Below are 26,387 nucleotides of genomic sequence, written 5' to 3' on the forward strand. Positions count from 1 at the left end.
GACTGAGTTGCATTTAAGTATAATAGCTGACTACTTTTTAAGAGTCTGAGACAATTTTTGAGCCTTTTTATACCCAAATGATCTCAAGATGCCAGGGTAATAATAGTGTATGCACTATATCTCTCAGACAAAATACATAGCCACTAGAGCGATTTATGAGTAACGAGATAGAAAAAGATTTTAATTTGGGAGGCAGTATCGAGACTGCACTTTCTGGAAAATATGAATTAAGTGTCACAAAGGTATTTAAAGAAGCATGGGATCACACCATCAAACACTTCTTTTCTTTTGCTCCCGCTATTATTATTTTAGCAATACTGCAAGTTGTCATTTTCTTTATTGCTCTGAATATGCAGGTGACTGACGCAACAACCGTGTTTGAAAACTTTGCTAAAAACGGTACATTGCCTGATGGATTTGTTCGCGCTTTGTATGTCGCTAATTTCAGCTATGAGGTTGTTACTGCACCGTTTTTTGCCGGTGTTTGTTTAATGGCCATGAGCCATTCAGCTGGTTTGAAAACAAAAACGCGTCAAATGACGAGCGGCTTACAGTTTACTATCTCAGTTATCATTGCGACCCTTGTTAGTCTACTATTACAGGGGGTAGCGAATTTATTATTGCCACCCATTGCGTTGTATTTGTCCTTAGCGTTTAGTAATGCGGTGTTGTTAATTTGTGAAAAACGCATGAGACCACTGAATGCACTTATGTTATCGTTGAGGGCAGTCAATAGAAAACTGTTACCATTAGCGATTATCTATCTAGTTATCATGGGGTTATTTGTTGCAGCATTAATGTTTTATGGAATAGGACTATTACTGGTATTGCCGTTTTTCTTTCATGTGAAAGGGATTATCTATCGTAATATGTTTGGTATTCGCCTAAAAATTGTCGCGACAAACCACAATAACAATGATGACAGTGGTGACGATAACCAAAGTCAGGTGTTTAATGCTTAGATTTTTAGTGATTGCTGCTGTGCTCGTGATGGCAAGTTGCAGCTACTACTATGTCAATACAGATAATGAACGGTTGGGTATCGCGCGGCAGCAATACGAACAGTTGCCGCGGCCTCCTGAGTTCTCAAAGATCAAGAATATTACCGCTCGCAAGAAAGCCTTTTTTAAGTACATGCGTAAAGGTGTGACTGCTGAGAATACTCGCGTGAGCAAAGAAAGAGACTTTCTCCTAGCTTTAAAAGAAAAATATCAAACCGATTCCGTAACTCCACGCGATCTTGTGAACGCGAAGTTATTGGGTGAATTGTACAATGTGAAGTTAGCGAAGAACGCGTTAACCAAGGATTGGTTAACGCAAATGTTGCTACGTGTTGATGTCTTACCTGAAGCATTAGTACTGACGCAAGCCGCTAACGAATCAGCTTGGGGAACCTCGCGATTTGCGCGTCAGGCAAATAACTACTTTGGTCAGTGGTGTTATAGTAAAGGATGTGGCTTGGTTCCACGCGATAGAGCGGATGGTATGACTCATGAAGTAGCCAAATTTTCTTCGGTATCCGAATCTATCCACCGTTACTTTATGAATGTAAACCGCAATCGAGCTTATAAGGCACTTCGACAGATTCGAGCTCAGTTACGTACCAAAGGTGAAAGTGTAACGACCACTTTTGCAGCTATTCAATTGGTTAAAGGGCTCAATAAATATTCAGAGCGTGGAGAAGAATACGTTCAGGACATTCAAGCGATGATCGATCACAATCAGGAATATTGGCTTGAATAAGAGTATTCCAGTGGATATTTTAACTAAAATGATTACGCAAAAATAAAGCTGCCAGTGGCAGCTTTATTTGTATCGAACAAAGAGAAGATTCAAATTTATAGGTTGGTTACATCAAGTTGTAAACCAGGATCAAACTCAGTCACCATGTCTTCATCATCAACTTGATTTTGAGGCATTTCTTCTTTATCAAAACCAATATCGCCACCATTGATGACACCTGAATCACGGTTGATTGACTTAAAATCGAAAAGTTCTAAGTCAGCAAGGTGACTTGGTACCACGTTTTGCATGGCACGGAACATAGTTTCAATACGGCCAGGGAATTGTTTATCCCAACCATTAAGCATTTGTTTAATATTTTGGCGTTGCATGTTTGGCTGCGAACCACATAGGTTACACGGAATAATAGGGTAGCCAGCCATCTCTGAGAATTTAATGATGTCTTTCTCGCGACAATACGCCAATGGGCGAATGACGACGTGCTCACCATTATCAGAAACAAGCTTTGGTGGCATACCTTTCATCTTACCGCCATAAAACATATTTAAAAATAGCGTTTCAAGAATATCATCGCGATGATGGCCAAGCGCTATCTTAGTCGCGCCAAGTTCTTTTGCTGTGCGATATAGAATTCCACGACGAAGGCGAGAGCAAAGAGAACATGTGGTTTTGCCCTCAGGTACTTTGTCCTGAACGATGGAGTATGTGTCTTCTTCCACAATCTTGTATTGCACACCCAATGATTCAAGGTATTCAGGTAAAATATGTTCAGGGAAGCCAGGTTGCTTTTGATCAAGGTTTACTGCAATTAGCTCGAATGAAACAGGTGCACTTTTTTGCAAACTCATCAAGATATCTAACATTGTGAAGCTGTCTTTTCCGCCAGACAAACATACCATAATGCGATCACCATCTTCGATCATGTTGAAGTCAGCGATAGCTTGGCCAGTGTTACGACGCAGACGTTTTTGCAGTTTATTGAAATTGTATTGTTGAGCTTTAGTGCGCTCTTGAGTTTGCTCAGTCATTAGCTTGCAGTCTTAATATTTTTGAAAACAAAATGAAGTGCGTATGATACGCATAAATAAAACAGATTCCAGTTTTTCACTGGGAAAAGTAACAATCCCCTTGAAACAAGTTGCTTCAAGGGGAAGTTGTGACCCTATTTGGTATTATTGGGGTCAAGTGGGCTGATATAGCCTTGTGGTTTTAAGGCGAGAATATCGCAGTCAATTTTATCGATAACATGTTCAGCGGTGTTACCAATAAAGACTGCTGATAAACCAGTGCGCCCTGTAGTGCCGATAATACACATGCCAGCGTTAAGACCCTTGGCAGCCTGAGGAATTATGTCTTCGGGTAAACCTTGTTGAACAATGGTATTTTCTTGCGCAAGACCATGTTTTTGTCTCAATGCTTTCATCGCAGTTAGGTGATGACCACGAACGGCTTCTGTATACGTTGTGGGATCAAACTCTGGTAATTCAACCGTGATGTTAGTTGGTGTAATCGGATACGCATTGACTAAATATGGCATCGCATCAAGGCGTTGACTCAAACACAATAACTGCTCAACCATTTTGTCATTGAGGTCTTGGTGGGCGGGCATTTCTGAACCAACATGCACTGATGCGATAATTGACGCACCGTGTGGCCATTGCGCATTTTTTACCAACAGTACCGGAGTGGGGCATTTACGTAATAAATGCCAATCAGTTGGTGTAAAGAGCACAGATTCAAGCATGTCGTGCTTGCGAGTCCCTTTCACAAGAATGTCATGTTGACCTTCATAAACTTCATGAATGATGGCTTCATACGGACGATTATGCCAAACAACTTTGACATCCAAATCGAAATCATCATTGAGATAAGGCTCGGCAATTTTCCTCATCCACTGTTCTCTTTGTTGAATGACGCCACGACGCATAGCATCTCTTTCATCTGAAGAGAGCATGGATGTCATATCGTAAGAGAAATCGTAAATAGACAAGAAGAACAAAATGTGACTTCTTGATTTGCTTTGGGCTGCCAATTGAGTGGCGCGAGCAAGTGCGGGTTGGTCATCTCGATTAATATCTGCAACCACTAAAATTTTGCTATAGATGCTCATAACGGGCTCCTTATCAGTGGAGGAGAACTCTATGGTTACTTTAGCGCAGAACTTGGAATTATTTTAGAAAAGGGAAAGGAATTTGTGGGAATTATGAAGTAGCTCATTAAAGAGCTACTTCATTGAAACTAAACTATGAATCTTGTGTCACACCAGCCATCTCCATCAATGAAGCATGATCGAGAATAGTAATATACTTACCTTTAACACTTAAGATTTCAGATTTTTGGAATCGACCTAGTAGACGACTGATTGTTTCTACCGTCAAACCAAGGTAGTTACCAATATCACCACGAGTCATCGTCAAACGGAACTCTCTAGGGCTAAAGCCACGTTGAGAGAAACGAGTTGATAAGTTATACAAAAAGGCCGCTAAACGTTCTTCTGCATTTTTCTTTGAAAGCAGGAGAATCATTTCTTGATCACCTTTAATTTCATTACTCATCAAACGCATAATTTGTTGACGAAGTTTAGGCATCTTACCTGATAGATCGTCTAATATCTCATAAGGAATTTCACAAACCATCGATGTTTCTAGTGCTTGAGCAAAGCTAGGATGGCTATCTGATGTAATGGCATCAAAACCTACTAAATCACCAGCAAGGTGGAATGCAGTGATTTGTTCGTCACCTTGTTCCGTGATGGTGTAGCTTTTAATTGTACCAGAGCGGATAGCATAAAGAGATTTTAACTCATCTCCCGCCTTGAAAAGCTCTTGGCCTTTCTGAATTGGCTTTTTGCGCTCAATGATTTGATCAAGCTGGTCTAACTCTGATTCATTCAAAGTAAACGGGATACAAAGTTGGCTGATACTGCAATCTTGACAGTGAATGGCACAGCCACCAGATTGGATGCGTTTCGCAGCAGGCTTTTCAGAAATCATAATAACCTTCACTAATTGATGTACATCAATATTTTAGCATTACTAAAACTCAAAGCATAGCTAAAATAAATCCCTTTAAAATCATAATATTAATATAACATTAGCTGCATATAGCACGTAATAGTCCCTCTGGTAATGGGAAATATTACCTACTCATCACAACGTATAGCTTTAAAGCTATAGATTTGGTCATTAATTATCTAAAAATGGCATCTTTTTGAGTAATCTAGTGTCATTTGAGAAAATAAACTTCAGTTTTTGTGATCAAAATCTATGTGTGTAATTTCTTAATAGGAGAAGAATCTAAATCAACTTTAGTTATGGTAATGAACGAATTGAATACTTTATTGACAGTTAAGCCATGCTATTCATAAGGAGTATATTATCAATGTGAATTTACTGATAATATTAAAAGGCTATGTGGTGTTTGATGTTCCGATTAATACGTGGCGCATTATAAGCGCCAAAGCCAAACGTTACTATATTTATTCATCAGTCCGAACCACATTTTGATTTGTTTTTAACAGGACGTTTAGGTAACGCTAGTATTGGTATATTTAATGAGTGACAAAGAGAGGAATCATGGCAGCTGAGAAGCTCACTAAACAGCGATTAATACAAATCCTGGCGGTGCTGGCACTTTTGATCGTTGCTTTTTTTTGGCGAACATGGACCTACAGCAATCAGCAAGTCATGGACTGTATGGGTGTAAATCAATGCACAGTGAGCCTGCAAGGAAATGCATTTACTATTACTAAGATTTCAATGGGTTCATATGAGCTGGACAAGGTTCCCGCAACTTGGTCTTTAAATACAGAACAAGGTGTGATTGAAAAATCAGATAAAGGACAGTGGATTTTAAATGTTGACACCGACAAGTTAGGGTCTAATCCAATATTAAAAATTAACGATAAGACGTTGATTTCGATAAAACTGTAATGTTATCGACCATTTTTGCGAGCAACATTTCATCTAGACAGTTCCGGTTTTAATTAGATTGTAAATTGGGGTATAAATGCTGATAAATCCAACACTGAATACGTCAATGCGTTTTTTAACCTCAGTCAGTCACGCGCCAGATGAGGCTTCAGCAGTCGCTGAACTACTAGCGGCTATTGATACCACTGGGCTAGCATCAATGCTCTGCTACTATACTCAAGATTACAAACCGGAAATCTTGTCAGCTAACATTAAGCAATCCTTTCCCGGCATTCCTTTTATTGGTTGTTCTTCTTGCAAAGGAGTGATGACCGAAAAAGGCTTTCATCACGGTCCAGTTGTAAGCATTATGGCGATTTATGATAAAGAACCTTGTGCTTATGGTTCTGGGTTAGTCGATCTTTCTTCATGTCAGAACTATCCGCAAGCAGCCGTTCATGTTATCGAGCAAGCGTTAAAACATGCAGACCGAGCCGGTGAAGTTCCGAGTTTAATTGTTTTACATGCCACTCCAGGAAATGAAGAACGCTTTATAGAAGCGATTGATATGAAATTTGGTACTCAAGTACCTATCATTGGTGGCAGTTCAGCAGACAACCATATCGAACACCAATGGTCATTAATTAGCGATAGTGGCTCGACAACTAACGGTCTTGCAATGCAGCTATTTTTCCCTTCAAAGCCATTAACTAGTGGTTTTAGTGATGGTTATTCACCAACAGAGTACAAAGGAACGATTACTAAAGCCTCTGGACGAATCATCTATGAGATAGATGGAAAACCTGCGAAATATGTATACAAAGGCTGGATTCGAGATCACGCAGGTGAACATATTTCTGAACAGTATATCTTTGATCATATTGCTCGTTTCCCCATTGGTCGGATTGCGGGAACGGTACATCAACAGCCATATTATAAGCTCACACATCCGTTACAATTAATTGTAAATGGTGGATTGGAGTTGTTTGCAGAAGTTCATACTGGAGAAGAAATCAGTTTAATGACTGGTTCACTAGAACAGTTGATTTCTCGGGCATCTCGGGTAGTAAAAGAAGCAAATACTAAGAACTACAGAGAATCAATGGTGCTAGGCGCTATTATCATTCACTGTGGCGGCTCAATGTTAAGGTTAGGAAATAAAATCAACCAAGTATATGAAAAGTTACTTGCACAAATGAACAATCAACCGTTCATTTGTCCGTTTACCTTCGGTGAACAAGGGCGTTTCATTTGCGGTGAAAATGCTCATGGGAATCTAATGATTTCTTCAGTGATTTTTTACGAATCAGAGTAACAGTAATTGATTATGAATTCGGACCAAGCAGAGCTATTAAAAGAAACCTTACTTGAATTAGAACGGAGTAAGGAACGAGAGCATCAATTAGCAGAAGAAAACCGTGTTATTCTCGCTGCGCTTTCCGCATTGAGTAACGCTGACAACAAATATCAAATCTTTGAAGAGTTGAAGCGGGTTCTTGGGCGCTATATAGAATTCGATGATTTTATTGTTATTTCAAAGAGTAAGCATTGCTCTTCGTACTATACATTTCTCACTTCCAACCCAGCGTTTCAAGGAAAACAATGGCGTAATACGCCAAAGTTTCAACGAGTGCTGAGCGGTGAAGGTATTGTCTTGTTTGAACCTAATGAGCAGGATGAATTTCACCATCTATCTTCTAGTCTCAAGAAACAGATCAATTCGGTCTTAATGACAGGTATTAGCGCTGAAGCAAGCAACTCCGTTTTACTCTTGATTGGTAAGAGAAAAGGGCAGTTTAGTCTCGAAACAAAAGCAACACTATTACGGTTTCGTCCTTTATTAGAGCGCGCGATTAGTGATATTGAATATAAAGAAGAACTTCAACAACTAGTAAATATTAAAACTCGCGAACTTTCAATCGCGCAGCAACAGGCAGAACAAGCCAACAAATCCAAATCCCAATTTTTAGCAATGATGAGTCATGAGCTTCGTACACCATTAAATGCCGTTTTGGGTTTGATTGATGTGTTAAGACAGGACATTTCAAAGGAACAACGTGATCTTCTTGAGCAGATGGAAAATTCTGCAGAGCTGTTACTTATCATCATCAATGATATTTTAGATTTGAGTAGAATAGAATCGGGGCACTTTAAGTTACAGTGTAACTGGATAGATCTAGAGAAGAAATTGGGTAACTCACTTAGTTATCACAAGCAACTGGCCCAAGAAAAAGGGATTAATTTCACAGTGACACATCAGCTATGTCACGAAAATGTATATTGGCTTGATTCTACTCGTTTAATGCAAATCTTATTTAACGTTGTTGGTAATGCGATTAAGTTTACTAAGAAAGGTAACGTTACTGTTGATTTGAGAACCGTGTCTGACTCGTTAATGATCACGGTAAAAGATACTGGGATTGGTATTGATGATGATCGAATTGAGCAGTTGTTTTCGCCATTCATTCAGGCAGACAACTCAATTACGCGTACATATAGTGGTACCGGTTTAGGATTAACCATTACTAAACATTTAGTTGAGTTGATGAACGGTAAGATTTCAGTCGAAAGCAAAGTCAATCAAGGAAGTACATTTACAATCATGCTGCCTTTGAAATCAAAAGTCAGCAGCCGTGAGTCTAATCGATTCGACTTAATTGATGAGCAGAGTTCAGAAAAAAATCATGCTAAACAAATTCTTGTAGTTGAAGATACTAAAACCAATCAAATGGTCATCAAGCTCATTTTAAATCGACTGGGTTACACTGTAACACTTGCTGATAATGGTCAAGATGCCATTAAACTCCTTAATCATGATAAACAGTTTGATCTCGTTTTTATGGATGTGTCGATGCCCATAATGGATGGTATTGAGGCAACAAAACAGATTCGACTGAAAGGTCTCAACGTACCAATCATTGCATTAACAGCGCACACGATGGACCAGGATAAAAATGACTGTTTGAAATCCGGTATGAATGACTTTGTTATGAAGCCAATTCGAACTAAAGACTTATCGGGTGTGTTATCTAAATTCATTCCTGGGAATTAGCCAATAGACCAAGCCCAGAAAATCTGGGCTTGGTCTTCATTAAGCCAGATAAACAATCATAACGTACTGGCTTTAATAATATTCCTATTTTTAATCGAAGATGATAAATAGGAATATTATATACTTTATGGTAAATAGCTTATGTTCAATAGATACACCCAGAGGGGGCGATACCAAGCACTAGTTACCGTACCCAGATATTACATTTAACATAATATACATAATGCGTACTGTAGGTGCTCGATTAAAGGCATGCTGGCGAGCGTTCCTAAACTGACGTAAGCCACTGTATTTAAATGTAATCCATGCCCGTTAAATTTTTTTGCCATTGTTTCCCATAAGCGTTTTACCTGTGGATTTTCTTGGCGGTCAGCGTGACAACCAATCAAAGCAAGTTGTGGGTCTATTCCTGAATTTTCCGCTAAAAAAATTGCTTGTGTATCAGTCATATAGCGATGACCTTTGCGAAATTCACTTATTCGCTGCTTAGGTAGGTTCATATCTAAAGCAATTTGCTTGTCTTGTATGTAGTTTTGAGCCTTTTTGTAGGCATCAATCAGTTGGTTTTGATACATGGCAAGTCCTCCGTTTTGATCATTTTAGCCTATTCGTCACAATTTTTGGTGTCTTGCGGTCATCGATATTGGTGACTAACATAGTCACATAATTTGGTTACTCAATGACCGCTGGTTTCGACCTTAACTCGTTTCTGGCGGTCACCCTCAACTGGTTAAGGTGGTTTTGGCCGTGGAACATATTTTTTATGACGTCCTCCCTGATGGTTCTGTTTCAGTCTTCTTGTTTGAAGATTGGGATTGGTTCCGTTCCTACGGTCATCTTTTGTCTTACCTCGATAGCCAAGCTGGCGAATATCAGTTGCATGACATTACTGACACCACTCTTGATGAACGTTTAGCTATTATGGGAGCACACAAATGAAATATACCTGTACTGTCTGTGGTGCTCTTTATCATGCTGACTCGGCTTGTCATTGCCCTGAGTGTAATGCAACGCCTATCAATCAAGTTGGTATGGGTAGCAAAGACCCGTTTGACCGTTATTCTGCATTACCTAAAGGTCAATACGTTCGTCGTGCTAAAAAGTCTGATATCCCTGCTGATTTTACTGTGCATACTCCCACTGAATATACGTTCATTGAGGACTATGAACAGTCGCCAGTTATCATTGATTACTTATGTTTTACAGTGAATCTCAAAGACTTTCGTCACTGTCGTAAAGAGTCGCCTTACTCTGGCATTAACTTTCCAACTGAGCCTCAATTCTCTACGCATGAGGCTAAATCTTTTGCTGATATCGAGGCTTATAACAAGTACTTTCGTGACGTTTATATGGAGTACTTACAAGAAACAGTTAGACGTTTTATTACGCGTGTTCTTGGCTTCAATTACGGTGCACCTCGTGGCCGTGGCTTCCAGTTCTATGACGATTCGTTCGTTTTAACCAGTTCTCAAGGCAATGATTATTGCGGTCAAGTTGGTTTTGGTGGCAACCGTGACACGATCCATTTTCAAATCACTGGTCATGGCTGCAAACACCTTTTTGCTGACCGTTCATGTCATTTCCTTCATCACTGGTTGTCTGAGATTCTTGGCGTCAAACAGTTGGCACGTATCGACCTCGCTTATGACGATTATGACGGTCTTCATACTTGTGAAGCTGCTGAACGTGCAGCAATGAAAGGCGCGTTTAAGCGTTCTCGTGGTTTCGCGCCTCAAGTCCATGTCGTTGATGTTTTTGATTATGTTCAAGATGGTGACTCACTGAAAAAAGTGTTTACCCGTGAAGAGCGTGACTTTGGCAATCGTCAGTCCAATGTCTACTGGCGTGTTTATAACAAAAAGTTGGAGCGCAACATCACTAAAGAGGATTTCTCTTGGTATCGGTCTGAAGTTGAGCTCAAGAAATGGGATGTGGACATCCTTCTGAATCCTGCGGGCGGGTTTGTGGCATTGAATGAATATGCTGCTTCTCTCCTACCCGTTGATATTGAACCAGTTTACACATCGGTTAAGGCGAAAAAACGTGTTGCCTGTGATGTTCTGTCTGCTGCGTTCTGGGCTAAGCGTCAATATGGCCGTTTGGTAAATAGCTTAGTCGAGTTGTATGAGGGCGATTGTGAAAAGGTCGTCTCTAGTCTTTTACGTGACGATGGCGGGATAACGTTCCCGTCGATGCATCGCAAATTAATTCAAACATTGGAGTAGATAAAATGGCTAATAGCGTTTTTGTTCTGGGTATCTCATTTGTCACTAACAACTTTCAAGGTGACATTGCTCAACTCAACATTTCACGTCCTCTACGTGAAGTAAATACCGAAAATTATAAGCGTCGTACTTACGGTGAATCCGGTGAAGTTAATGCACGTTATGACCAACCTATCATGATTGATCGCAAATATGCCGAGAAATTGGAAGCCTTGCGCGTTCTCGTTCCTCGTCGTGAGTACGAGTTGGAATTAGATTTGAACCCAATTGACCCGCTGTCCGGTGCGATTGTTACTAAGTTAATCCCTGTCGACCCTGATGTTAAAAAGCATTTCGCTGATTGCTTAAAAGAGCAATAAGGGGCTCGTTATGTCTTTGTGTGTTGAGGTGGTCGATTCAGTCTTACAAGTCGTGTCCGGTGATACCTGTACTTACGTTGTCATGACGGCTGAAGAGGCATCTCAACTAGTAAGTAACCAAACCGATTGGTCATCTTACTTGGAGTTTGATGAGGACTTGTATCAGTTCGTGTTAGTTCAAGCCCTTGTCACGTTCGTTGGCGGTCACATGTTAGGTCGAATCGCCAAATACTTTGGTAAAGCTTAATCATTTTAAGGATATACATTATGAAAACTTTTAAAAAAGCTGGTCTTTTCGTTGCTAAAAAAGCAGGTGTTGTTGGTGCTGGTATCTCTGCTCTAACCGCTTCAACTATGACGTTTGCTGAAGCTGATGCAAACATCACTAGTGCGGTTACCGCTGGTAGTGACAACGTCACTGCTGTGGTTGCTGGCGTGATTGCGGTTACTGCTCTTGGCTTTGGTCTAAGCATGATCGTTTCATGGTTGCGTAAGTAGCGCATATGGTCACATCTATTGCTCTCGCTACGTTAATATCATTCTCGTTTCTGATAGGTATGTACACGGGAGTGATAGCAGGTTAATTAAGGGAGCTTCGGCTCCTTTTTGTTTTTGGTGACAGTATGAAACGCTTTTTATTCCTCCTTTTATTTATTGTCTTACCATCAGTTGCTAATGCAAATTATAAGGTTACGGGACTCTATTCTTATAGCCCTAATCAGGATATTGCCGATGCGTGCGGTGTGTCTGTTGGTGTTGTTTTTTCAAGCATTTCCTGTACTGCCGACATAACAGTTGGTTCTAATGTTTATCACGTGTCAAGTATATACTTGTATAATGGTAATACTCTAATTTACGCGTCTTATACGAAAAATAGTTCTACTTCTGGCTCATCCGTTCCTATCGCTTATATAAGTTCAACGTCTGATGCGCTTGATTCTGATGGTGATGGTGTTTCTGATGAGGACGAGGCCGCTGAGGAGGGTGATGCTAGTGATGATGATACTAGTGATTTAGAAGACGATGGTTGGACTGTTAACGATGATGGTTCTGTCGAGCCTCAAGATGGCATTTGCCCTGATGGTTATAGTTTAAGTCTTACTTTGTGTTATGCAGATAGTGATGATACGTCTGATGACAGTTCCGGTGATACTGGTGACGACTCTTCTGATGACAGTTCTGGTGATACTTCTGATGATTCTTCTGACGATAGTTCGGATGTGTCCTCTGATAACTCTGATGTAGTCTCGGCTCTTGATGAAACTACTTCTGCGGTCAACTCTGTTAAGACGGCCATTGATGATGCTTCATCTGATATTACCAATGCCGTTAATCAAGCAAGCTCTGACAATTCAGAAAAGCTCGATGCTCTTAATCAATCGGTGACGGCTGGCTCTGGTGATATTGTTGATGCCGTTCAAAATAATACCGATACGCTTGGTGAGGGCATTTCCTCCCTTGATGCTTCTATTGATGATCTTTCTGACCAAATGGGTACGTTGCTCAATGGTACTAGTGAGTTTTCTAATCCCACTACAAACGGCTTTAGTGATTCCGTTCTTGGTGATGCGTTGTCTTCTGCTGAAACTGAGTTAGAAGAAACAAAAGCGGAATACCAAGATTTACTGGAAAATCCGCCTGATTTTCTTGGCTCAACCACGTTCGATGGTGGTTCTTATACTGGCCTAACTTTGACTGTTAAAGGTCAATCCGTTGATTTTGACCTCTTTGACTCTCTTGGTTCCAACGTCTCTTTAATTCGTAGTGTCATTATTTTCGTTGCCACTGTCAGTGGTGGCCTTATTATTTTATCGGCTGGTCGTCGGGGGTAATTATGGAATACCTATATGATGCATTAAGCTATTTATCGGATGCTCTTTATTACATCGTGTCATTTTTTCAAACGATTGGTGACTTCATCATTGAGGCGTTTACTTGGTTCTCTTATATTCTGATGAAAATGTACATTGAGTTTAAGATTTCAACCGTTAAAGTCGCCTATTCCGTTGCTCAAAGTTTACTCGGTGACTATGAGGTTTATGCGGCCATTGGTGAAGTGTTCAATGAGTTGCCGGATAACCTTCGATATGCTGCAACTCAACTTGGAGTAGTTCAAGCTATTCGAATCATAGTTGATGCAGCCGGAACGGCTTTTATTCTTCGTATTATCGGTTGGTGATGCTATGGCTGTTTCATTTCGTCATGGCTCTAATGGGTCTTATAAATCAGCTTATGCCGTTTGGTTTGAAATCGTTCCTGCACTTCGTGAGGGTCGTATTGTTGTCACCAACGTTGAAGGTCTAAAAAGCTTATCAGGGATAGAGAAAGCACTCGGGGAAAAATTTCCATCCTCTACCCGTCTTATTCGAATCTTTAGCCGTTCTGAGGAAGGCGTTAGGTTGTGGCAAAACTGGTTCTGCTGGATGCCTACTGGCGCGTTTGTTGTGATTGATGAATGTCAGGACTTGTTTACTACGGATGTAGGCTTTAAACGTGAAAAGGCCGTTTATCATCCTGTTGAAGAGTTCAAAGATGATCTTCCTGCTGACTTTTTGGAGTTGTTCTATTCGCGTTGGCTTCCGGTTCCTGAAGATGCTCGTCATATTGATGGTGAGGAAGATGATACCGGACGGACTCAATATGATGAGCATGGGCGATTAGTCTATCCGTATAACTTTTATGGGGCGTTCATGCGTCATCGTAAATATCAGTGGGACATTGTTCTTTTAACCCCTGATTGGACGTCCATTCCTACTTGGATGCGCGGCTGTGCTCAAGAAGCCTATTCTCATCGCTCGACGGATACGTTCTTTCGTAAACGTCGACCTCGTATTTTTAACCACAAACCGCAATCGTCTAAATCACAACCTAGCACTAAGGCAGACTTTGCCAGCTGTACGAGCAAGAAGATTCCTCTTGATGTGTTCGCGCTTTATAAGTCTACCGGAACGGGCGGATTCAATGAGTCAAAAGCTGATTTGACTATGCTGAAATCGCCTAAGTTTCTTGTCGCAATGCTGATTGCCCTGTTATCGATGGGCTATTTTCTTTGGAGTATGTACCATGTATTTTTTAGCGATACTGTCGATTCGAATCAAGCGTCTGTTGCGTCTGCTTCTGGTGCTTCCCATCATTCCAATGTGGTTGAGAAATTGGATTCGAAATATTCTGCGGATACTTCGTCCGGTCGGAAAAATAGTTCTAGCGTGGTTGATAGCGGTCGTCGTAATGAAAGTGATCATACGCCTGATAATGTGGATACTATAAACCCCTTCAAAGAAGCCTTTCCTATTTTTAATTCGGCTAAACATGTGTATTTGACTGGTGAATTGAAAACTGTTGGTAAAAAGTTTAGTTATACAAAGTTTGTTTTCAGGATAGATATGCCTGACGGGTCTTACTACGTTCGTAGCCATGCCTTGGCCAAGTATGGGTATTATTTCGAGTATATTGATGACTGCTTGGTATCGGTCAAATATGGCAAACGTCGAGTCATGGTGATGTGCGCGCCCTATTCTAACCAGTTGCCTGTAAGTAATGACAAGGCACTCGATGATAGAAAAAAGGAAGTGCATAAGTCTGTAGACCTATTCAGTCTTTAATATCTGTATGTTAAAAATGACATGCAGTTGCTAATGGTTGTATGTCAAAAATGACATACAACTCCCCCCGACTATCTCGCGCTTGCGCGACACGGAGCGGAGCGACTCACCGCTTTAGCGGTACAAGCACGCCCTCCCAGGTTAAATAGATCACCTGGTCTAATCGTGCGAAAACCTGCGTTCTTAAATATTGCAACAAAACCCCTCCCTTCCTGCTAGACCATTGAGGAAATATAGCGTTCTCTTTTGTGCCGGTTCTTGGTTTGAATCTTCGTGTCTTATTGATGCAGGGTTTTGACTTTGTGGGGTTCGGCGACTGCTGAGTCGCGAGGACTGAGCAGCGAGGCAGGAGCCAGTACCCCCACTAGGTACTACGGGGGTACTTTCTTCCTATTTCCTTATCTCTAATAGTGTTATGTGTGTAAATGCATGTATACTATTCGCTCTGATAAGGAGTTTATATTGAAACATATAGCCATTTTGCTCGCTCTTATTCCCTTGCTGTCTGCTTGTACCTCTGTGAATCATCAAAAATTAGCTCAGCCCTATCTTTATGATATCGCAATCAATAACAAGGCCTTTGTTGTTAGTACTAAGGGGAATGTTTTTGCATCTTGGGGGCAAAGTACTGTCGATAAGGCGGTTTCAATTACATATAACGCATGCATTAATTCAAATGTAGGTACCTGTAAAATTTACAGTATCAATGGCAAGTCTGTATCTGATTATCCAAACTATAAACATATGGGATTTACCTATACCGATTCTTATCTGTCGGATATTAGGTTGATTTTTACTTGCGATGAAATTCCCTACTCGCTAGCAGTGAGTTTGTATCAGTCTGGTCATACATATTTGGATAAAAAAAGTGATGGTATACCATGTGAAGATTCTAAGGGGTTCTTTTTAGCTAAACGCCGTTTTTCGTCTGGTGTCTATGCTTTAGATTACAAGTTATATGGATTACCTAATCCTAAAAAGGTTAATTCAAAAAATCTCAAGTCTATCTTTAAAGATTCTTCTCATTCGGTTTTGAAAGCTATAACTGTTGTATCTCCTAATACTGTGCCATCTAAACACACTGTTTCTAGTCCATATAAGATTCCGAGTTATAACAGTTCTAGCTATAAAAGCTTACTTGGTAATTGTCACAGAGTGCGTGGGTACAGAAGAAAAAATGGTACTTATGTCCATTCTTATGTTAGGTGTTATAAATAGGTTTTCTTAAGGCCCATTTGAGCCTTAAGAAGTGGGTTATTTTCTTGTAACCATTATTGAAGCCAATGCTCTAGCGTATTTTAATAGTTTAGAATTAACCCTTATTTCATTTATTGATTGTATTTCCAATAGTGCAATACCAGTAATAATTTGCTGTGGTGAAACTAATTGCCCTGTTGGTAATTTGAGCCTTCCCCCTCTCAACTCAAATTCCTCCCAGCGTTCGTCGTGATGTAGTTCTCGCTTGGCTGTTAATCTCATTAATCTCTTACACTCTGGCGGAATACTTTTTCCAGTGTCCCACTCTTTGACTGTCCTCACAGTTTTGAAACAAAGTTTTGCTGTTTCTTCTACGCTTAACTGACATTCTAATTCACGAAAAATGTAGTTTTTTGTCATTTCGTGATACTTCATGCATATCTACCTCTAAAGAGGCAGATTGTAAGTTATTGTAAATTAACACGCATTTAACCATAATTTTACATAATGCGTACTTGGATGTTGGGTTTTAACACGGTTTTTCAGTGGCTTATTGGCTGTGTATTTTACGCTGATTGCATTCAGTTTGATGCTATAGATTCGATGCCTTTTCTAAATACTAATAGCTTAAATCCTATTGCCCAACCAATGGCGAACGCTCCAATAAACGAGCTAATTAAAAATGTAAGTTCATCCATTAACGTTGTCCTCCAACGAGCCAACCAATGGCCAACACTGTTACGAGTAATCCAACAAAAACAAGCATCCATAAACTATCTAGCTTGGCGATAAGTTCTGTAAATTGTGCGTCGGTCATAATGCCTCACTGATATTCTAAGATGTCGTAAATACGGTCAGGTAATCCATTCATGCGGCGTGTAAAATTAATTAGCGCATAGACGTGAGTTTTAGACACTTCCATTTTTCGCGATATTTCCGCACCGGTTAAGCCTTCATCCGCTAATAGCCGGATAAGCTCTACATCTTCATCTGATATCGTACTTGATGGACTATTTTCACCAAGGTAGCGACGTTTCAAGCCAAGTACTTTTATAGCATGATCTCTTATTGAGCCTACGGTTTTCTGTAATGTCTCAGCAATTTCTATCGTGGTCTGTATTCCGTAATGACGTTTAATATACATATCTTCTATGGTCGTAAATCTCTGATATCGAGGGCTACGTGTATAACCTTTCCTTGATACTCGCTTTCTTACTGATGCTGGAGAACGGTCAAGCAGTTCCGCTATTTTGTTATGGTTAAGCCCTTCAAAATAATACTGTTGAAGACGTTCATCGTCATCGAGTAACCAGTTACGATGACCATTTTTTCTAGCCAGTTTTTCACCAACATAGACATGCTGCTCATGTGTATGGGGTTTAATTCGACTCATGTTGAAGTAACCTCTTAGCAGCTTGATAAATGGCACCGGAAGGCACACGGATAAAAGGAACTTTGCAGTACGCATTGAGATAAATCAGCAGATGTAAGCGATCCCCCTGACGGACAAACTCGCATTTAAAAGATGGTCTGGAGAGTTGAAGGAGTTTAGACGCAGAGAGAAGTTTAAGTTCTTTATTATCAGTTGGATATTGGTTAACACTAGCCATATGACACCTCATAAAAAAGCCGCTGAATGATGGGGATTCATCCAGCGGCAACAGTTAAATTTTGGGGGCTTCTAACGGTTCGAGAGTTAATCCAAAACGCTTTAACTCAAGTGAACCGAAGTTATTAACAATAAAGCTAGAGCTATGAACGGTATACTTTGCTGGAGCATATGGGGGTTGTCCTTCGTCTAGGCCTAGCTTCATTTCAACGGGGAACTTACCGCCTAAATGTGCGTAAGCTGTTTGTTCGTAAATAACACGAGCCGGTTTCCCTTCTCGCCCTGGTATTGTTCGCGTGTTGATGCGCTCATCTTCTTTAAAAATCTCGATGGTTAGCATGATAAATTCCTATGTAAGTCAGTTAGTTAAGCCTATATGTGGGTAGCTTAGGGTAGATGTGCCTACTCTCGTGCCTCAAGCAAGCACACCTACCCTAAGCAATCGCTCTAAAAGGCAGTACGTTAGACTGAGCAACAGCTGGGCGCTGATACCAGTCAGGGATAGATAAAGGTCGAACTTCGATAACATCTGAACGTTTCAATGTTGGACACATGCGACTAACATCAAACGGTCGTGACACATCGATACCAATTTGCTTTAGTCGTGCTTTATGAACGTAAAAATTGGATTGAGATAACACGTCTCTGAGGTCGGTGCCGTGCTGCCAAAGCGAGAAGTAACTCATAGTTACATTGGCTTTTCTGAGTGTGTCGACTGCGCCAGCATTTAGTAATTGATGTGCGATAGATTCGTGTACGTCGTGAGTTGCATGCAATGTGTTCATAGCGTTCTCGATGTCTGTCAAATGTGCGTGAAAGTCTTGTTCGCCAACCATTCCGTAAAATTGTAAATTATGTCTCTTTAGTAACTTCTGTCTTAAGCTGTGTTCTTCGCGGACTACGCCTTGTTGTTCGCAATATTCTATTAGCTGATCTACGTATTGAAGTTGTTCAGATGTAACGGAGTTCTTTTTGCGCTTATCTTTCTTTAAATGATTTCTAAGTTCGTAGGCTTTGCAATAAAGTTTGGTCATCGACCATTCTGAGGCTTCGCCCCAGTTACAAGTCATCCCATTGGGATAGAGTTTAGGCTCGCGGCCTCGACCAATTTGCATTGAAGACATGCCGCGAATGAATGATGCTTCACTGCCCTGACCTACTCTATGATTTCGAGTCCAGTCAATGAGAGTAATCTCAGCACCATTACCAACTAAAGAAGATGCTTTACCTTCTGGAGTCTGCCGATGGAACAAGCGAGTTGTTTTGGTAAATGGAGGTAAGTCATATTTGGCAAGAATGTGATTATAAATCGCAACACAATCATCAAGTTTTTCGAGACCAAACAAATTATCCATACGTTGCCAGCGAGATGGATTACCTTCAACACGGACGCGAGTTCCATCACATCGAATAGTCACTTTCGTACTATATGAGCCTTCGAGTAGTTTCTGATTAACACTTGGAGGAAGCGCTTCACCTGTTTCTAAATCAATACGTTCAATGACATGACGACCAACAAGAGGGAGTCCCCCTTGCGGATGGTCCTGCTGCATGAACAGTTGATCGATAAAGAAATTAGATGTCATGAAAACCTGTCAATTGCCATTAGTGAACATTTCGATGTTCATAAATGATAATCGGTAAAGTGACAAAAATCTATGCACTTGTGCACATTAAATGGTCATTAGTGAATATGAAAAAGTCAGAAGTGAAAAAACAGGGGTTATAATGCAGGGATATTATCTTGAGGTATGAACATGACAGAAACGTCGATAGCCCAAAGAATTAATGATGCCATTACCCAAAATGGCGGCTACCAAAAAGTAAGTGATACTACAGGGATTAGTGTCAGCACTTTAGTGCGAGCGGCTAAAGGCAAAACAGAGCCGAAGCTTAAAGATGTAATCGCAATTTGTGAGGCTACTGGCGTGCCTTTGAATTTCATTGCCTATGGCCGTATTGAGAGTTCCCCACTAGAGAAACCGTTGCAAGAGATACAAAAAGGTTTGTCATTAATGAATGAAGCGATACTGTCTGATCGGCTTAGAGAGTTGGAACAAAAGATAGACAAATTGAATAAAAATTCCTGAATTCAGGAGTTAGTTCGGGTGTAACAGGAACCCGAACCGCTTCGCGGTCTCAAAAGCTGAGTTTTGCGGACATGAAAAAGGCAGGTCGTAACCTGCCGCGCGAATGACTAATGTGAGTAGCTTGGGCTGTGGTGTGCGCTTGGCTACTCATTTTTTCTCTAAAGTCTTTTGGATACCATCAGCTACTTTAGGAATGCTAGTTTCTAGTGCTCTAATAGTGGATATCTCAGATAAATTTGCTGTGTGTTTTAACAAAGTTAGTGCTGCACATGTTGCTTTAAAACGTCGTTCTTGCTTATCAGCATCAAAATAGCCATTAAGAATTTCACCAAAATAGATATCAGGTTCAGACATGAAAGATTCCCCAGAAGTAAATGTTATTTAATAAACTATAGGAGTTGCATAATAAAACAAGCGCATACAATCAATTTTAAATAAAATAGGACTTAAAATGTACGCATTATGCAAATTATGTGTACGGGCTTCTCTGGCAAAGCGATTCTCTTTCATCATCTTCACGCTCTGGCAGACATTTCGTGCCTCAATGCCCTCTGACCGGAATCACTACTTCTCTCGCCCACCCTTTGCTGGCGTTCGGCTTTCAGCAAACCCTCAACATAATTCATACCCATAATGCGTACTTGGATGTTGGGTTTTAACANGGTTTTTCANTGNCTTATTGGCTGTGTATTTTACGCTGATTGCCGTTCAAGTTTACCCAATGATTCGATCACTAAGCCAAAACGTTTTAACTCAAGCCCACCGAACTGATTAACGCTAAAGCTTGATGGATGCACACCGTGTATGCCGGTTGGTTTTGTTCGAGCTGGAGTTTCATCTCTACTGGGAACTTGCCACCAAGATGAACATACGCGACTTGCTCACATATTACTCGTGCCGGACGATTGTCTTTGGCTGGGATATTCCGTGTTTTCACGTTCACGTTTTCTGGGAAGATTTCTATTTTTAGCTAAGCAGATAATCGAATGATGTTGTCTTATTCACTGAGCCCGTCATTTTTGAGATGTGCCTGGCTTTTGGCTCAACCTAATCACTAGAATGCTGTTGTGTGAAACTTGAAGTGACGGCAATACATTAAAGGTTCTGTAGCTCTGCTTTTGAAAAAAACCAATGGCCAATTAATGCTCTTAGACTAATAAAAAAAGAAACCCGCTTATCGCGGGCTAATTGGAGTTAAGCACTATCAAAAATTAAAGTAGCGTAAAGTCATCTTCATGCTTCATTTAAGGACAATTTAAACTTAGTCGTAATCGATGCTGATTTCCATGCATATGCACACATATATTGTATTGCTTGATGATTACATCATCTTGTTTGAACTGGGTTCAAAGTTTATCAGTAAGGTTTAACTCTCTAATCCTGTGCAAATGAAGAATAGATATTTTCTTTTTACTTATACTATTTGCAATAAAAACAGTTATTTATATATAAAAGTTATTATTTTTTTAAGCTTGGAATATTTGTTGTATTAAGGATTTAAAATAAACAAATAACTATTTTTTACTGCATTCAATACATATAGGTAAAACCTTTCAATCGGTTGTCGATATATAGGAATTATCATTTATGCCCGTTTTACGAAGGTCTTCATGCATCCAAATCCCCTATCTTCATGTTAATAATTCGAATTATTTTCATATAGTTAAGTTAATTTTTCTTTAACATCAACATGCGTAGTCATTTCCATTCAGAAAGAACAGCCTCATCTCGGGCTATTCAGTTTTACCCAGCTGCGTTACCTTCACATTGGTTTAATTATTCAATGATTTACGTTGGAGAGTTGAATCCCGCAGATTCATATCTTGGTTTTCTTGGTCTGTTAATTAATACTTCTTCTGGTTTTACGTAGTGCTATGAGGGAAAAGAGAGGCTTTATCGCGTGGGTATTAACTGCGGCTTATAACCGATATGACTTATTAAAAACGGCAACCTGTGAGTATTCGTTCTATAAAATGACAAGCCCGCACTTCGATATCACATTGAAGTGCGGGCTTTATAAGCTTCTAAAAGATGATAGATCGATGTTATTTTACTTTATTGGAACAACTTTCTTTAGCAAAGCAGTGAATTGTTGTTCATTTAGTTCTTCGAACTGACTTTTTTCTGATTCGACTTTCCATGTTCCATTTGGAGCTAAAGCAATAGTGAATGAGGGTGAACCTCCTTCTCCTTCAAGATTAACAACACCCTTATGGGTTATTGATGCTTTAGCAGAGACTCCTTTAGGATTTAAAAAAGCTAATTTTTTACCAGCAATTAGCTCTAACGCATTTAAGTGGTAATCAGTAACATCAAGTTCTGATAGTGTTTCATCAACTTGGTTGAGTTTCAATTTGCCACTTTTTTCTAATGGTTTAACCCATTGTCTAACTTCGGCGTAAAGTTTATCAACGTTATTCGCGTATTCTTTAGTTTGCGCCTTACCCGACTCTATATCTTTTTGAAGTTTTTTTTCAAAATTTTCGAGATCACGAAAACTCATTTTAGGCTCCTTTGCCAACTAAGAAACTGTATTGATCATAGTCCTATTTCAACTGCGAGATAAGTATGCCTTTGCCATTATTTTACAATTGATACTTTAGATAGTTATTGGGCTAATACGATAAAATTAAATATAGTTTATTCATAGAAAATGTCTAATCTAAGTGCATCAGTGTACTTAACTGCTATTTATAGACAATTGGCTTTAATAAAGTTGATAGATATTCAAAATGAAAAAAAAGACCCACTTACGTGGGTCAAGGTTATGCATGGATAAAAAAGGAGTACAAAGCAAATTACTGCGCCTTCCCAACTACCCTACTAAAGTTGCTTTACCGTTACTCTAGTGCGGATTTACATATGCGATGGAGTCTACGATTAAGAAGTGAATTCCCATTCTATATACACATTTTTTCGACGCACTAGACGATTTTTAATCTATTTTTGCTCCCTTGAGTAATTTATCCACCTAATTTTTATGACTAAATCGCCTAATAGCATACCTGATGAGATGATTCTAAAGTGGTATAGTAGCTCACGATATACAATTAACTGTATATTGGCCATTTTTGATGCTTATCAACTATTTGGTACACCAAAAGCGACCTTGACAGAAAACTCATAAGGGTAAATATCTCATGAAAAAAGTCTTGGAAGAAAAAATCGAACTTGAAGATGGCAGTAAGCGTTACACTTACACCGACGGTCAAAGTTATGTTTTGCACACCGACGGTACTTCTGAAAGCATTACTCCAATCACAACCATTCAAACCCAAGGTGACATTAAGATTACCTCTGACAATAAGGGTAAAGAACCAACGGTAACCACCCAGCTTGGAGCTCTCAGAGTAAGACAAATTAAACTATCTAATGGCGGCATAGCAAATATTAAGGTGCGTAAAAATGGCACATTTAAAACTTGGTCTACCGATCATGTTCACAGCCTAGTAAAAAATGGATGTCTATATCTCAGCTAAGTAATTAAACTTTTCCAGTTACATATAAGATACTGTATAACTATACAGTATCTTGATATCCCATTACTAATTAGTCTAATAAAGTATCACAATGAGTTTTACCCCTGCTCATATCGTGCATTAAATCATCGTGTTACACTCAAAGCCACTACTGTATATATAAACAGTAGTGGCTTTTTCTCATCTCCTTTCAGCAAAACTAAAAAGATTTACTACTATTGATGTTAATAATAATTCTAATGCTTTTATAATTATTTTCATTATGGGATGGGACTACATGCTGCTGAGCAAAAAGAACAGCCAATTGTTAGATCAAGCGTTAACTCTAATGCTCTCCAAACAGGCACATTCTAATTTAGACGCCAAAAATAGATTCGATTCTTTGCTATGTTTAACTCAATCACTAGTCGAACAGGTGCACCTTTTAGAGAATGATAAGCAGACGCTTGAATCAGACATCGCTGAGCTAACTCAACAATTGCAAAGTAATGAACATGAATTGCAATCAATAGAGCAGCGTTTTCATTTAATGGGTGAAGCGACTGCAGATGGCCTCTGGGACTTAACTTTTATTCCCGGCAGAGACTTTGATGAGGATTACCCGTTTTGGTGGTCACAAGGGTTTCGTCATTTATTAGGTTTTAATGACGAAAGAGATTTTCCAAATGTTGCTCGCAGTTGGTCTGATCGGTTACATCCAGAGGATAAGCAACCGACCTTTGATGCCTTTATGGCCCATCTAAATGATAAATCGGGACAAACTGGGTATGACGTTCAATATAGATTAAGCATCGAAATGGTGAGTATCGCTGGTTTCAAGCCAGGGGAGCTACGTTACGGGATTCGAAAGGTGAACCTCTGCGAGTTGCAGGTGCATTAGCTGATATCCACGAACAGAAGATAAAACAAGGTGAACTCGATAAATTTATTGATCGTTTTGAACTAGCCAATGAAATGTTGTCTGACGGTTTGTGGGATATGGAGGTCATTGCTGGTGACCCTGTGAATCCCAACAACCCTTTTTGGTGGTCTGATCAATTCAGACTTTTACTCGGATTTGAAACTGAAAAAGAATTTCCAAATGTCCTTGATAGTTGGGCTTCAAGACTGCATCCAGACGATGCTGAGAGAACGTTTAAAGTGTTTGTCGATCACTTAACCGACAAATCAGGGCGAACCCCTTATGATGTCTCATATCGTTTGAAAATGAAATCAGGGGAATTTCGCTGGTTTAGAGCAAAGGGAGAAACCAAACGTGATCAGTATGGCAATCCTCTGCGTGTAGTTGGTGCGTTAACCGATATTGAAGCGCAAAAACAACAAGAACGAGCAAGAGAAACAGAGCTAGAAACACAACAACAAATGCAAGACAACTTTACTAAAATCGGTGAAATTGTCACGATCATTAGTGATATAGCTAAACAAACTAACCTACTCGCGCTAAACGCAGCGATAGAAGCAGCTCGCGCTGGAGAACAAGGCCGCGGTTTTGCTGTCGTTGCAGATGAAGTCAGAACATTAGCATCAAGAACGCAAAGTGCGACAGAACAGGCTACTGAGCTCGTATCTGGTAATCCCTAACTTCAACCAACTCCATTTTATGAACGATAAAAGCCCCATTTCTGGGGCTTTGTCTTATCAGCAAATTATATTTATTAAATCTAACAACCCTAATTGTTTGTCACAGCATTACGACATCAATTCACTTCACAAGGAACGCAGCAATTATCGCATGCACGACAACGGTGATGTATACGTCCTGCTTTTTCCAATGCGGCTTGTACACTATTAAAATTACCTAAAAAAGTGCGATCGCTTGGTAAAGGCATTTGAATACATCCCTCAGTATGCACGTAATATTCGCCATTCACTTGAGGGGTTTTATCTAGATAATAGTTTGGCATACGGTTCACCTTTCTTGGCTATCTGATACCACTTCTAAAGCTAGCCATATTTGAAAGAATTAAAGGTGATGAAGTTACCATTAACAATGATAGTTATGTGATTTGAGCTCCACAATCAAAAGTAACATGAATGTTACGACTCTTGGCGATTTGCTGGAATGCTTAGTTTAGTGGAGCGGTTAATTTAACAGTTCGTTATATTGCTATTACATTTACTGCAATAGATTTAGTTATAGTGCGTTAAAATATGGAGTTTTATGAAGTAACTAATATTAATTACTTCATAAAATAACACTGAAGACTAATGCGATTTCGCTTTTTGGCTGTTGGATTTGAATCCTTGATGAGGAAACGCATTTCTAATACGTTGCTGAATCTTCTTCGGTACTTGGTTTGAAAATACTAACTTCATTCCTGAGCGCAGCTGATACACTTTCAGTACACCACTGAAATTCTCATGTTCAATAATGTCGGTAAGATGTCGTTTAAATGTTGGTGGACAATGACCTTTAATGGAAAAAATCTTGTCGGTTTTAAATTTGACTTTCAACACTGGCCGATCTGCAACTAACCAAACGATAACAATGGCTGCAACAATGATAAGGTACCACATAGAACACCTCTAATCTGAGAGTAATTTACTTAAATCTTCCTTCAAACTGGTTACGGTACGGCTTGCTTTTTCGCTACGAGAAGCTTCACTCAGCAAATATTCTATTGCGTCAGATAATGTACAACCGAGATCATTCGCTCGTGCAGATAATTTTTCCCACACGCGATAATCTAGATCAATAGACTTCTTACGAGTATGAACTTGCTCTGCATTGAAGTGACGTTTTCTCTTGGCACGAATTGCTTGCTTGAGTTTATTGTCGAACTCGGGAGCCATGTGCTTATCAATCCACTCTAAGACCATGATGGGTTCATGTTCGATGGCTTTTAGTTGTGTAATCGCTAATTCAGATTCACTTGTATCAATGTATTTGGTAATCGCTTCACCCGCTTTCCATTTATTGATTAAGTATTGCCATTTCCATCCGCATTCAAGGTTCTCAAGTTGCTGATATTTCATTGTTTACAAGCCCGTATTCGTTGATGGTGACAGCGTAACCCATACTATTCATAGATTCAATTTAAAAGCAAAAAAAGTAGAGCGAGATCATGACTAAAATAACACTGACCAATTGGAGGTTACTTGGGTATCAATGTTTAATGA

At 39.7% G+C, this 26,387-nt stretch carries 30 protein-coding genes and 2 pseudogenes; 18 read left to right on the forward strand and 14 right to left on the reverse strand.

The window, feature by feature from the left end:
• The first annotated feature begins 155 nt into the window (after positions 1-155).
• A complete protein-coding gene (locus F9817_RS08475) occupies positions 156-962 on the forward strand; it encodes a DUF2189 domain-containing protein (protein ID WP_161154530.1) in 807 nt (268 codons plus the stop codon).
• Complete coding sequence (locus F9817_RS08480) at positions 955-1,743, forward strand: glucosaminidase domain-containing protein (RefSeq protein ID WP_161154531.1); 789 nt, start codon at positions 955-957, stop codon at positions 1,741-1,743. The genes F9817_RS08475 and F9817_RS08480 overlap by 8 nt, the downstream gene beginning before the upstream one ends.
• Before the next feature lie 95 nt (positions 1,744-1,838).
• On the opposite strand, the gene ttcA is transcribed toward F9817_RS08480, so the two are convergent.
• From ttcA to fnr, 3 genes are all read right to left on the reverse strand, one after another.
• Positions 1,839-2,771 (reverse strand): tRNA 2-thiocytidine(32) synthetase TtcA, encoded by a 933-nt coding sequence (gene ttcA / locus F9817_RS08485; RefSeq protein WP_161154532.1) that lies wholly within the window; start codon positions 2,769-2,771, stop codon positions 1,839-1,841.
• Between the two features lie 134 nt (positions 2,772-2,905).
• Entirely contained in the window at positions 2,906-3,853 is a 948-nt protein-coding gene (gene uspE, locus F9817_RS08490) for a universal stress protein UspE (protein WP_161154533.1), read from the reverse strand.
• 133 nt (positions 3,854-3,986) lie between these two features.
• On the reverse strand, positions 3,987-4,736 hold the full coding sequence (fnr, locus tag F9817_RS08495; protein ID WP_161154534.1) for a fumarate/nitrate reduction transcriptional regulator Fnr: 750 nt from the start codon (positions 4,734-4,736) through the stop codon (positions 3,987-3,989).
• Positions 4,737-5,318: 582 nt separating this feature from the next.
• Between fnr and F9817_RS08500 the strand changes: the two genes are divergently transcribed.
• The 3 genes from F9817_RS08500 to F9817_RS08510 all read left to right on the forward strand — a co-directional run bounded on the left by F9817_RS08500 (position 5,319) and on the right by F9817_RS08510 (position 8,706).
• Positions 5,319-5,675 (forward strand): hypothetical protein, encoded by a 357-nt coding sequence (locus F9817_RS08500; protein WP_161154535.1) that lies wholly within the window; start codon positions 5,319-5,321, stop codon positions 5,673-5,675.
• A gap of 175 nt (positions 5,676-5,850) precedes the next feature.
• Entirely contained in the window at positions 5,851-6,969 is a 1,119-nt protein-coding gene (locus F9817_RS08505) for an FIST signal transduction protein (protein ID WP_329604827.1), read from the forward strand.
• A gap of 12 nt (positions 6,970-6,981) precedes the next feature.
• Positions 6,982-8,706, forward strand: coding sequence for an ATP-binding protein (locus tag F9817_RS08510; RefSeq protein WP_161154536.1), 1,725 nt, complete (start codon positions 6,982-6,984; stop codon positions 8,704-8,706).
• 206 nt (positions 8,707-8,912) lie between these two features.
• Here the strand turns inward: F9817_RS08510 and F9817_RS08515 are convergent, their stop codons facing one another.
• Positions 8,913-9,281: a DUF3693 domain-containing protein gene (locus F9817_RS08515; RefSeq protein WP_161154537.1), complete on the reverse strand. Its 369-nt coding sequence runs from the start codon at positions 9,279-9,281 to the stop codon at positions 8,913-8,915.
• A 172-nt stretch (positions 9,282-9,453) separates the two neighbouring features.
• On the opposite strand from F9817_RS08515, the gene F9817_RS08520 reads away from it, so the two are divergent.
• From F9817_RS08520 to F9817_RS08560, 9 genes are all read left to right on the forward strand, one after another.
• Positions 9,454-9,645: a hypothetical protein gene (locus F9817_RS08520; protein ID WP_345789718.1), complete on the forward strand. Its 192-nt coding sequence runs from the start codon at positions 9,454-9,456 to the stop codon at positions 9,643-9,645.
• Positions 9,642-10,931: a replication initiation factor domain-containing protein gene (locus tag F9817_RS08525; RefSeq protein ID WP_161154539.1), complete on the forward strand. Its 1,290-nt coding sequence runs from the start codon at positions 9,642-9,644 to the stop codon at positions 10,929-10,931. Before F9817_RS08520 ends, F9817_RS08525 begins: the two co-directional genes overlap by 4 nt.
• A gap of 5 nt (positions 10,932-10,936) precedes the next feature.
• A complete protein-coding gene (locus F9817_RS08530) occupies positions 10,937-11,290 on the forward strand; it encodes a DUF1293 family protein (protein WP_161154540.1) in 354 nt (117 codons plus the stop codon).
• A gap of 10 nt (positions 11,291-11,300) precedes the next feature.
• Positions 11,301-11,537 (forward strand): transcriptional regulator, encoded by a 237-nt coding sequence (locus F9817_RS08535; protein ID WP_161154541.1) that lies wholly within the window; start codon positions 11,301-11,303, stop codon positions 11,535-11,537.
• Positions 11,538-11,557: 20 nt separating this feature from the next.
• Positions 11,558-11,788 carry a hypothetical protein gene (locus F9817_RS08540; RefSeq protein ID WP_161154542.1) on the forward strand — a complete coding sequence of 77 codons (231 nt, stop codon included), beginning with the start codon at positions 11,558-11,560 and terminating at the stop codon, positions 11,786-11,788.
• A 125-nt stretch (positions 11,789-11,913) separates the two neighbouring features.
• Positions 11,914-13,122, forward strand: a complete 1,209-nt coding sequence (locus F9817_RS08545; RefSeq protein WP_161154543.1) for a hypothetical protein — start codon at positions 11,914-11,916, stop codon at positions 13,120-13,122.
• A gap of 2 nt (positions 13,123-13,124) precedes the next feature.
• Positions 13,125-13,469 carry a DUF2523 family protein gene (locus tag F9817_RS08550; protein WP_161154544.1) on the forward strand — a complete coding sequence of 115 codons (345 nt, stop codon included), beginning with the start codon at positions 13,125-13,127 and terminating at the stop codon, positions 13,467-13,469.
• Positions 13,470-13,473: 4 nt separating this feature from the next.
• Positions 13,474-14,892, forward strand: coding sequence for a zonular occludens toxin domain-containing protein (locus tag F9817_RS08555; RefSeq protein ID WP_161154545.1), 1,419 nt, complete (start codon positions 13,474-13,476; stop codon positions 14,890-14,892).
• Between the two features lie 462 nt (positions 14,893-15,354).
• Positions 15,355-16,110, forward strand: coding sequence for a hypothetical protein (locus F9817_RS08560; RefSeq protein WP_161154546.1), 756 nt, complete (start codon positions 15,355-15,357; stop codon positions 16,108-16,110).
• Between the two features lie 36 nt (positions 16,111-16,146).
• On the opposite strand, the gene F9817_RS08565 is transcribed toward F9817_RS08560, so the two are convergent.
• The 4 genes from F9817_RS08565 to F9817_RS08580 form a co-directional block, all read right to left on the reverse strand.
• Positions 16,147-16,524, reverse strand: coding sequence for a regulator (locus F9817_RS08565; RefSeq protein WP_161154547.1), 378 nt, complete (start codon positions 16,522-16,524; stop codon positions 16,147-16,149).
• A gap of 388 nt (positions 16,525-16,912) precedes the next feature.
• Positions 16,913-17,482, reverse strand: a complete 570-nt coding sequence (locus F9817_RS08570; RefSeq protein WP_161154548.1) for a hypothetical protein — start codon at positions 17,480-17,482, stop codon at positions 16,913-16,915.
• A 271-nt stretch (positions 17,483-17,753) separates the two neighbouring features.
• Positions 17,754-18,038 (reverse strand): single-stranded DNA-binding protein, encoded by a 285-nt coding sequence (locus tag F9817_RS08575; RefSeq protein WP_161154549.1) that lies wholly within the window; start codon positions 18,036-18,038, stop codon positions 17,754-17,756.
• Between the two features lie 94 nt (positions 18,039-18,132).
• The gene (locus F9817_RS08580) at positions 18,133-19,284 is read right to left on the reverse strand and encodes a phage/plasmid replication protein, II/X family (protein WP_237476211.1); all 1,152 of its coding nucleotides are present in this window, start codon (positions 19,282-19,284) and stop codon (positions 18,133-18,135) included.
• Between the two features lie 171 nt (positions 19,285-19,455).
• On the opposite strand from F9817_RS08580, the gene F9817_RS24490 reads away from it, so the two are divergent.
• Positions 19,456-19,788 carry a helix-turn-helix domain-containing protein gene (locus tag F9817_RS24490; RefSeq protein WP_161154550.1) on the forward strand — a complete coding sequence of 111 codons (333 nt, stop codon included), beginning with the start codon at positions 19,456-19,458 and terminating at the stop codon, positions 19,786-19,788.
• Positions 19,789-19,935: 147 nt separating this feature from the next.
• On the opposite strand, the gene F9817_RS08590 is transcribed toward F9817_RS24490, so the two are convergent.
• The 3 genes and pseudogenes from F9817_RS08590 to F9817_RS08600 all read right to left on the reverse strand — a co-directional run bounded on the left by F9817_RS08590 (position 19,936) and on the right by F9817_RS08600 (position 22,291).
• Complete coding sequence (locus F9817_RS08590; protein ID WP_161154551.1) at positions 19,936-20,142, reverse strand: hypothetical protein; 207 nt, start codon at positions 20,140-20,142, stop codon at positions 19,936-19,938.
• Between the two features lie 338 nt (positions 20,143-20,480).
• Positions 20,481-20,752: pseudogene (locus F9817_RS08595) on the reverse strand (single-stranded DNA-binding protein).
• Between the two features lie 1,086 nt (positions 20,753-21,838).
• Entirely contained in the window at positions 21,839-22,291 is a 453-nt protein-coding gene (locus tag F9817_RS08600; protein WP_161154552.1) for a hypothetical protein, read from the reverse strand.
• A gap of 637 nt (positions 22,292-22,928) precedes the next feature.
• Here F9817_RS08600 and F9817_RS08605 point away from each other — a divergent pair.
• The 3 genes and pseudogenes from F9817_RS08605 to F9817_RS23825 all read left to right on the forward strand — a co-directional run.
• Positions 22,929-23,267, forward strand: a complete 339-nt coding sequence (locus F9817_RS08605) for a hypothetical protein (RefSeq protein WP_161154553.1) — start codon at positions 22,929-22,931, stop codon at positions 23,265-23,267.
• A gap of 169 nt (positions 23,268-23,436) precedes the next feature.
• On the forward strand, positions 23,437-24,147 hold the full coding sequence (locus F9817_RS24385; RefSeq protein WP_202436397.1) for a PAS domain-containing protein: 711 nt from the start codon (positions 23,437-23,439) through the stop codon (positions 24,145-24,147).
• Positions 24,148-24,245: 98 nt separating this feature from the next.
• A pseudogene (locus tag F9817_RS23825) lies at positions 24,246-24,836 on the forward strand (methyl-accepting chemotaxis protein); the annotation flags it as partial.
• 128 nt (positions 24,837-24,964) lie between these two features.
• Here the strand turns inward: F9817_RS23825 and F9817_RS08615 are convergent.
• The 3 genes from F9817_RS08615 to matP form a co-directional block, all read right to left on the reverse strand.
• Positions 24,965-25,171 carry a hypothetical protein gene (locus F9817_RS08615; RefSeq protein WP_161154554.1) on the reverse strand — a complete coding sequence of 69 codons (207 nt, stop codon included), beginning with the start codon at positions 25,169-25,171 and terminating at the stop codon, positions 24,965-24,967.
• 301 nt (positions 25,172-25,472) lie between these two features.
• Positions 25,473-25,784, reverse strand: coding sequence for a DUF3634 family protein (locus F9817_RS08620; protein WP_161154555.1), 312 nt, complete (start codon positions 25,782-25,784; stop codon positions 25,473-25,475).
• 9 nt (positions 25,785-25,793) lie between these two features.
• The gene (matP, locus tag F9817_RS08625) at positions 25,794-26,243 is read right to left on the reverse strand and encodes a macrodomain Ter protein MatP (protein WP_161154556.1); all 450 of its coding nucleotides are present in this window, start codon (positions 26,241-26,243) and stop codon (positions 25,794-25,796) included.
• Positions 26,244-26,387 lie beyond the last annotated feature (144 nt).

Source organism: Vibrio eleionomae, assembly GCF_009874545.1.
Lineage (GTDB): Bacteria > Pseudomonadota > Gammaproteobacteria > Enterobacterales > Vibrionaceae > Vibrio > Vibrio nitrifigilis.

Bases quoted from the DNA above. Each gene is read 5' to 3' on its own strand.
- F9817_RS08475 (WP_161154530.1), top strand. From the start codon at position 156: ATGAGTAACGAGATAGAAAAAGATTTTAATTTGGGAGGCAGTATCGAG.
- F9817_RS08480 (WP_161154531.1), top strand. From the start codon at position 955: ATGCTTAGATTTTTAGTGATTGCTGCTGTGCTCGTGATGGCAAGTTGC.
- ttcA (WP_161154532.1), bottom strand. From the start codon at position 2,771: ATGACTGAGCAAACTCAAGAGCGCACTAAAGCTCAACAATACAATTTC.
- uspE (WP_161154533.1), bottom strand. From the start codon at position 3,853: ATGAGCATCTATAGCAAAATTTTAGTGGTTGCAGATATTAATCGAGAT.
- fnr (WP_161154534.1), bottom strand. From the start codon at position 4,736: ATGATTTCTGAAAAGCCTGCTGCGAAACGCATCCAATCTGGTGGCTGT.
- F9817_RS08500 (WP_161154535.1), top strand. From the start codon at position 5,319: ATGGCAGCTGAGAAGCTCACTAAACAGCGATTAATACAAATCCTGGCG.
- F9817_RS08510 (WP_161154536.1), top strand. From the start codon at position 6,982: ATGAATTCGGACCAAGCAGAGCTATTAAAAGAAACCTTACTTGAATTA.
- F9817_RS08515 (WP_161154537.1), bottom strand. From the start codon at position 9,281: ATGTATCAAAACCAACTGATTGATGCCTACAAAAAGGCTCAAAACTAC.
- F9817_RS08525 (WP_161154539.1), top strand. From the start codon at position 9,642: ATGAAATATACCTGTACTGTCTGTGGTGCTCTTTATCATGCTGACTCG.
- F9817_RS08530 (WP_161154540.1), top strand. From the start codon at position 10,937: ATGGCTAATAGCGTTTTTGTTCTGGGTATCTCATTTGTCACTAACAAC.
- F9817_RS08535 (WP_161154541.1), top strand. From the start codon at position 11,301: ATGTCTTTGTGTGTTGAGGTGGTCGATTCAGTCTTACAAGTCGTGTCC.
- F9817_RS08540 (WP_161154542.1), top strand. From the start codon at position 11,558: ATGAAAACTTTTAAAAAAGCTGGTCTTTTCGTTGCTAAAAAAGCAGGT.
- F9817_RS08545 (WP_161154543.1), top strand. From the start codon at position 11,914: ATGAAACGCTTTTTATTCCTCCTTTTATTTATTGTCTTACCATCAGTT.
- F9817_RS08550 (WP_161154544.1), top strand. From the start codon at position 13,125: ATGGAATACCTATATGATGCATTAAGCTATTTATCGGATGCTCTTTAT.
- F9817_RS08555 (WP_161154545.1), top strand. From the start codon at position 13,474: ATGGCTGTTTCATTTCGTCATGGCTCTAATGGGTCTTATAAATCAGCT.
- F9817_RS08565 (WP_161154547.1), bottom strand. From the start codon at position 16,524: ATGAAGTATCACGAAATGACAAAAAACTACATTTTTCGTGAATTAGAA.
- F9817_RS08570 (WP_161154548.1), bottom strand. From the start codon at position 17,482: ATGAGTCGAATTAAACCCCATACACATGAGCAGCATGTCTATGTTGGT.
- F9817_RS08575 (WP_161154549.1), bottom strand. From the start codon at position 18,038: ATGCTAACCATCGAGATTTTTAAAGAAGATGAGCGCATCAACACGCGA.
- F9817_RS08580 (WP_237476211.1), bottom strand. From the start codon at position 19,284: ATGACATCTAATTTCTTTATCGATCAACTGTTCATGCAGCAGGACCAT.
- F9817_RS24490 (WP_161154550.1), top strand. From the start codon at position 19,456: ATGACAGAAACGTCGATAGCCCAAAGAATTAATGATGCCATTACCCAA.
- F9817_RS08590 (WP_161154551.1), bottom strand. From the start codon at position 20,142: ATGTCTGAACCTGATATCTATTTTGGTGAAATTCTTAATGGCTATTTT.
- F9817_RS08600 (WP_161154552.1), bottom strand. From the start codon at position 22,291: ATGAGTTTTCGTGATCTCGAAAATTTTGAAAAAAAACTTCAAAAAGAT.
- F9817_RS08605 (WP_161154553.1), top strand. From the start codon at position 22,929: ATGAAAAAAGTCTTGGAAGAAAAAATCGAACTTGAAGATGGCAGTAAG.
- F9817_RS08615 (WP_161154554.1), bottom strand. From the start codon at position 25,171: ATGCCAAACTATTATCTAGATAAAACCCCTCAAGTGAATGGCGAATAT.
- F9817_RS08620 (WP_161154555.1), bottom strand. From the start codon at position 25,784: ATGTGGTACCTTATCATTGTTGCAGCCATTGTTATCGTTTGGTTAGTT.
- matP (WP_161154556.1), bottom strand. From the start codon at position 26,243: ATGAAATATCAGCAACTTGAGAACCTTGAATGCGGATGGAAATGGCAA.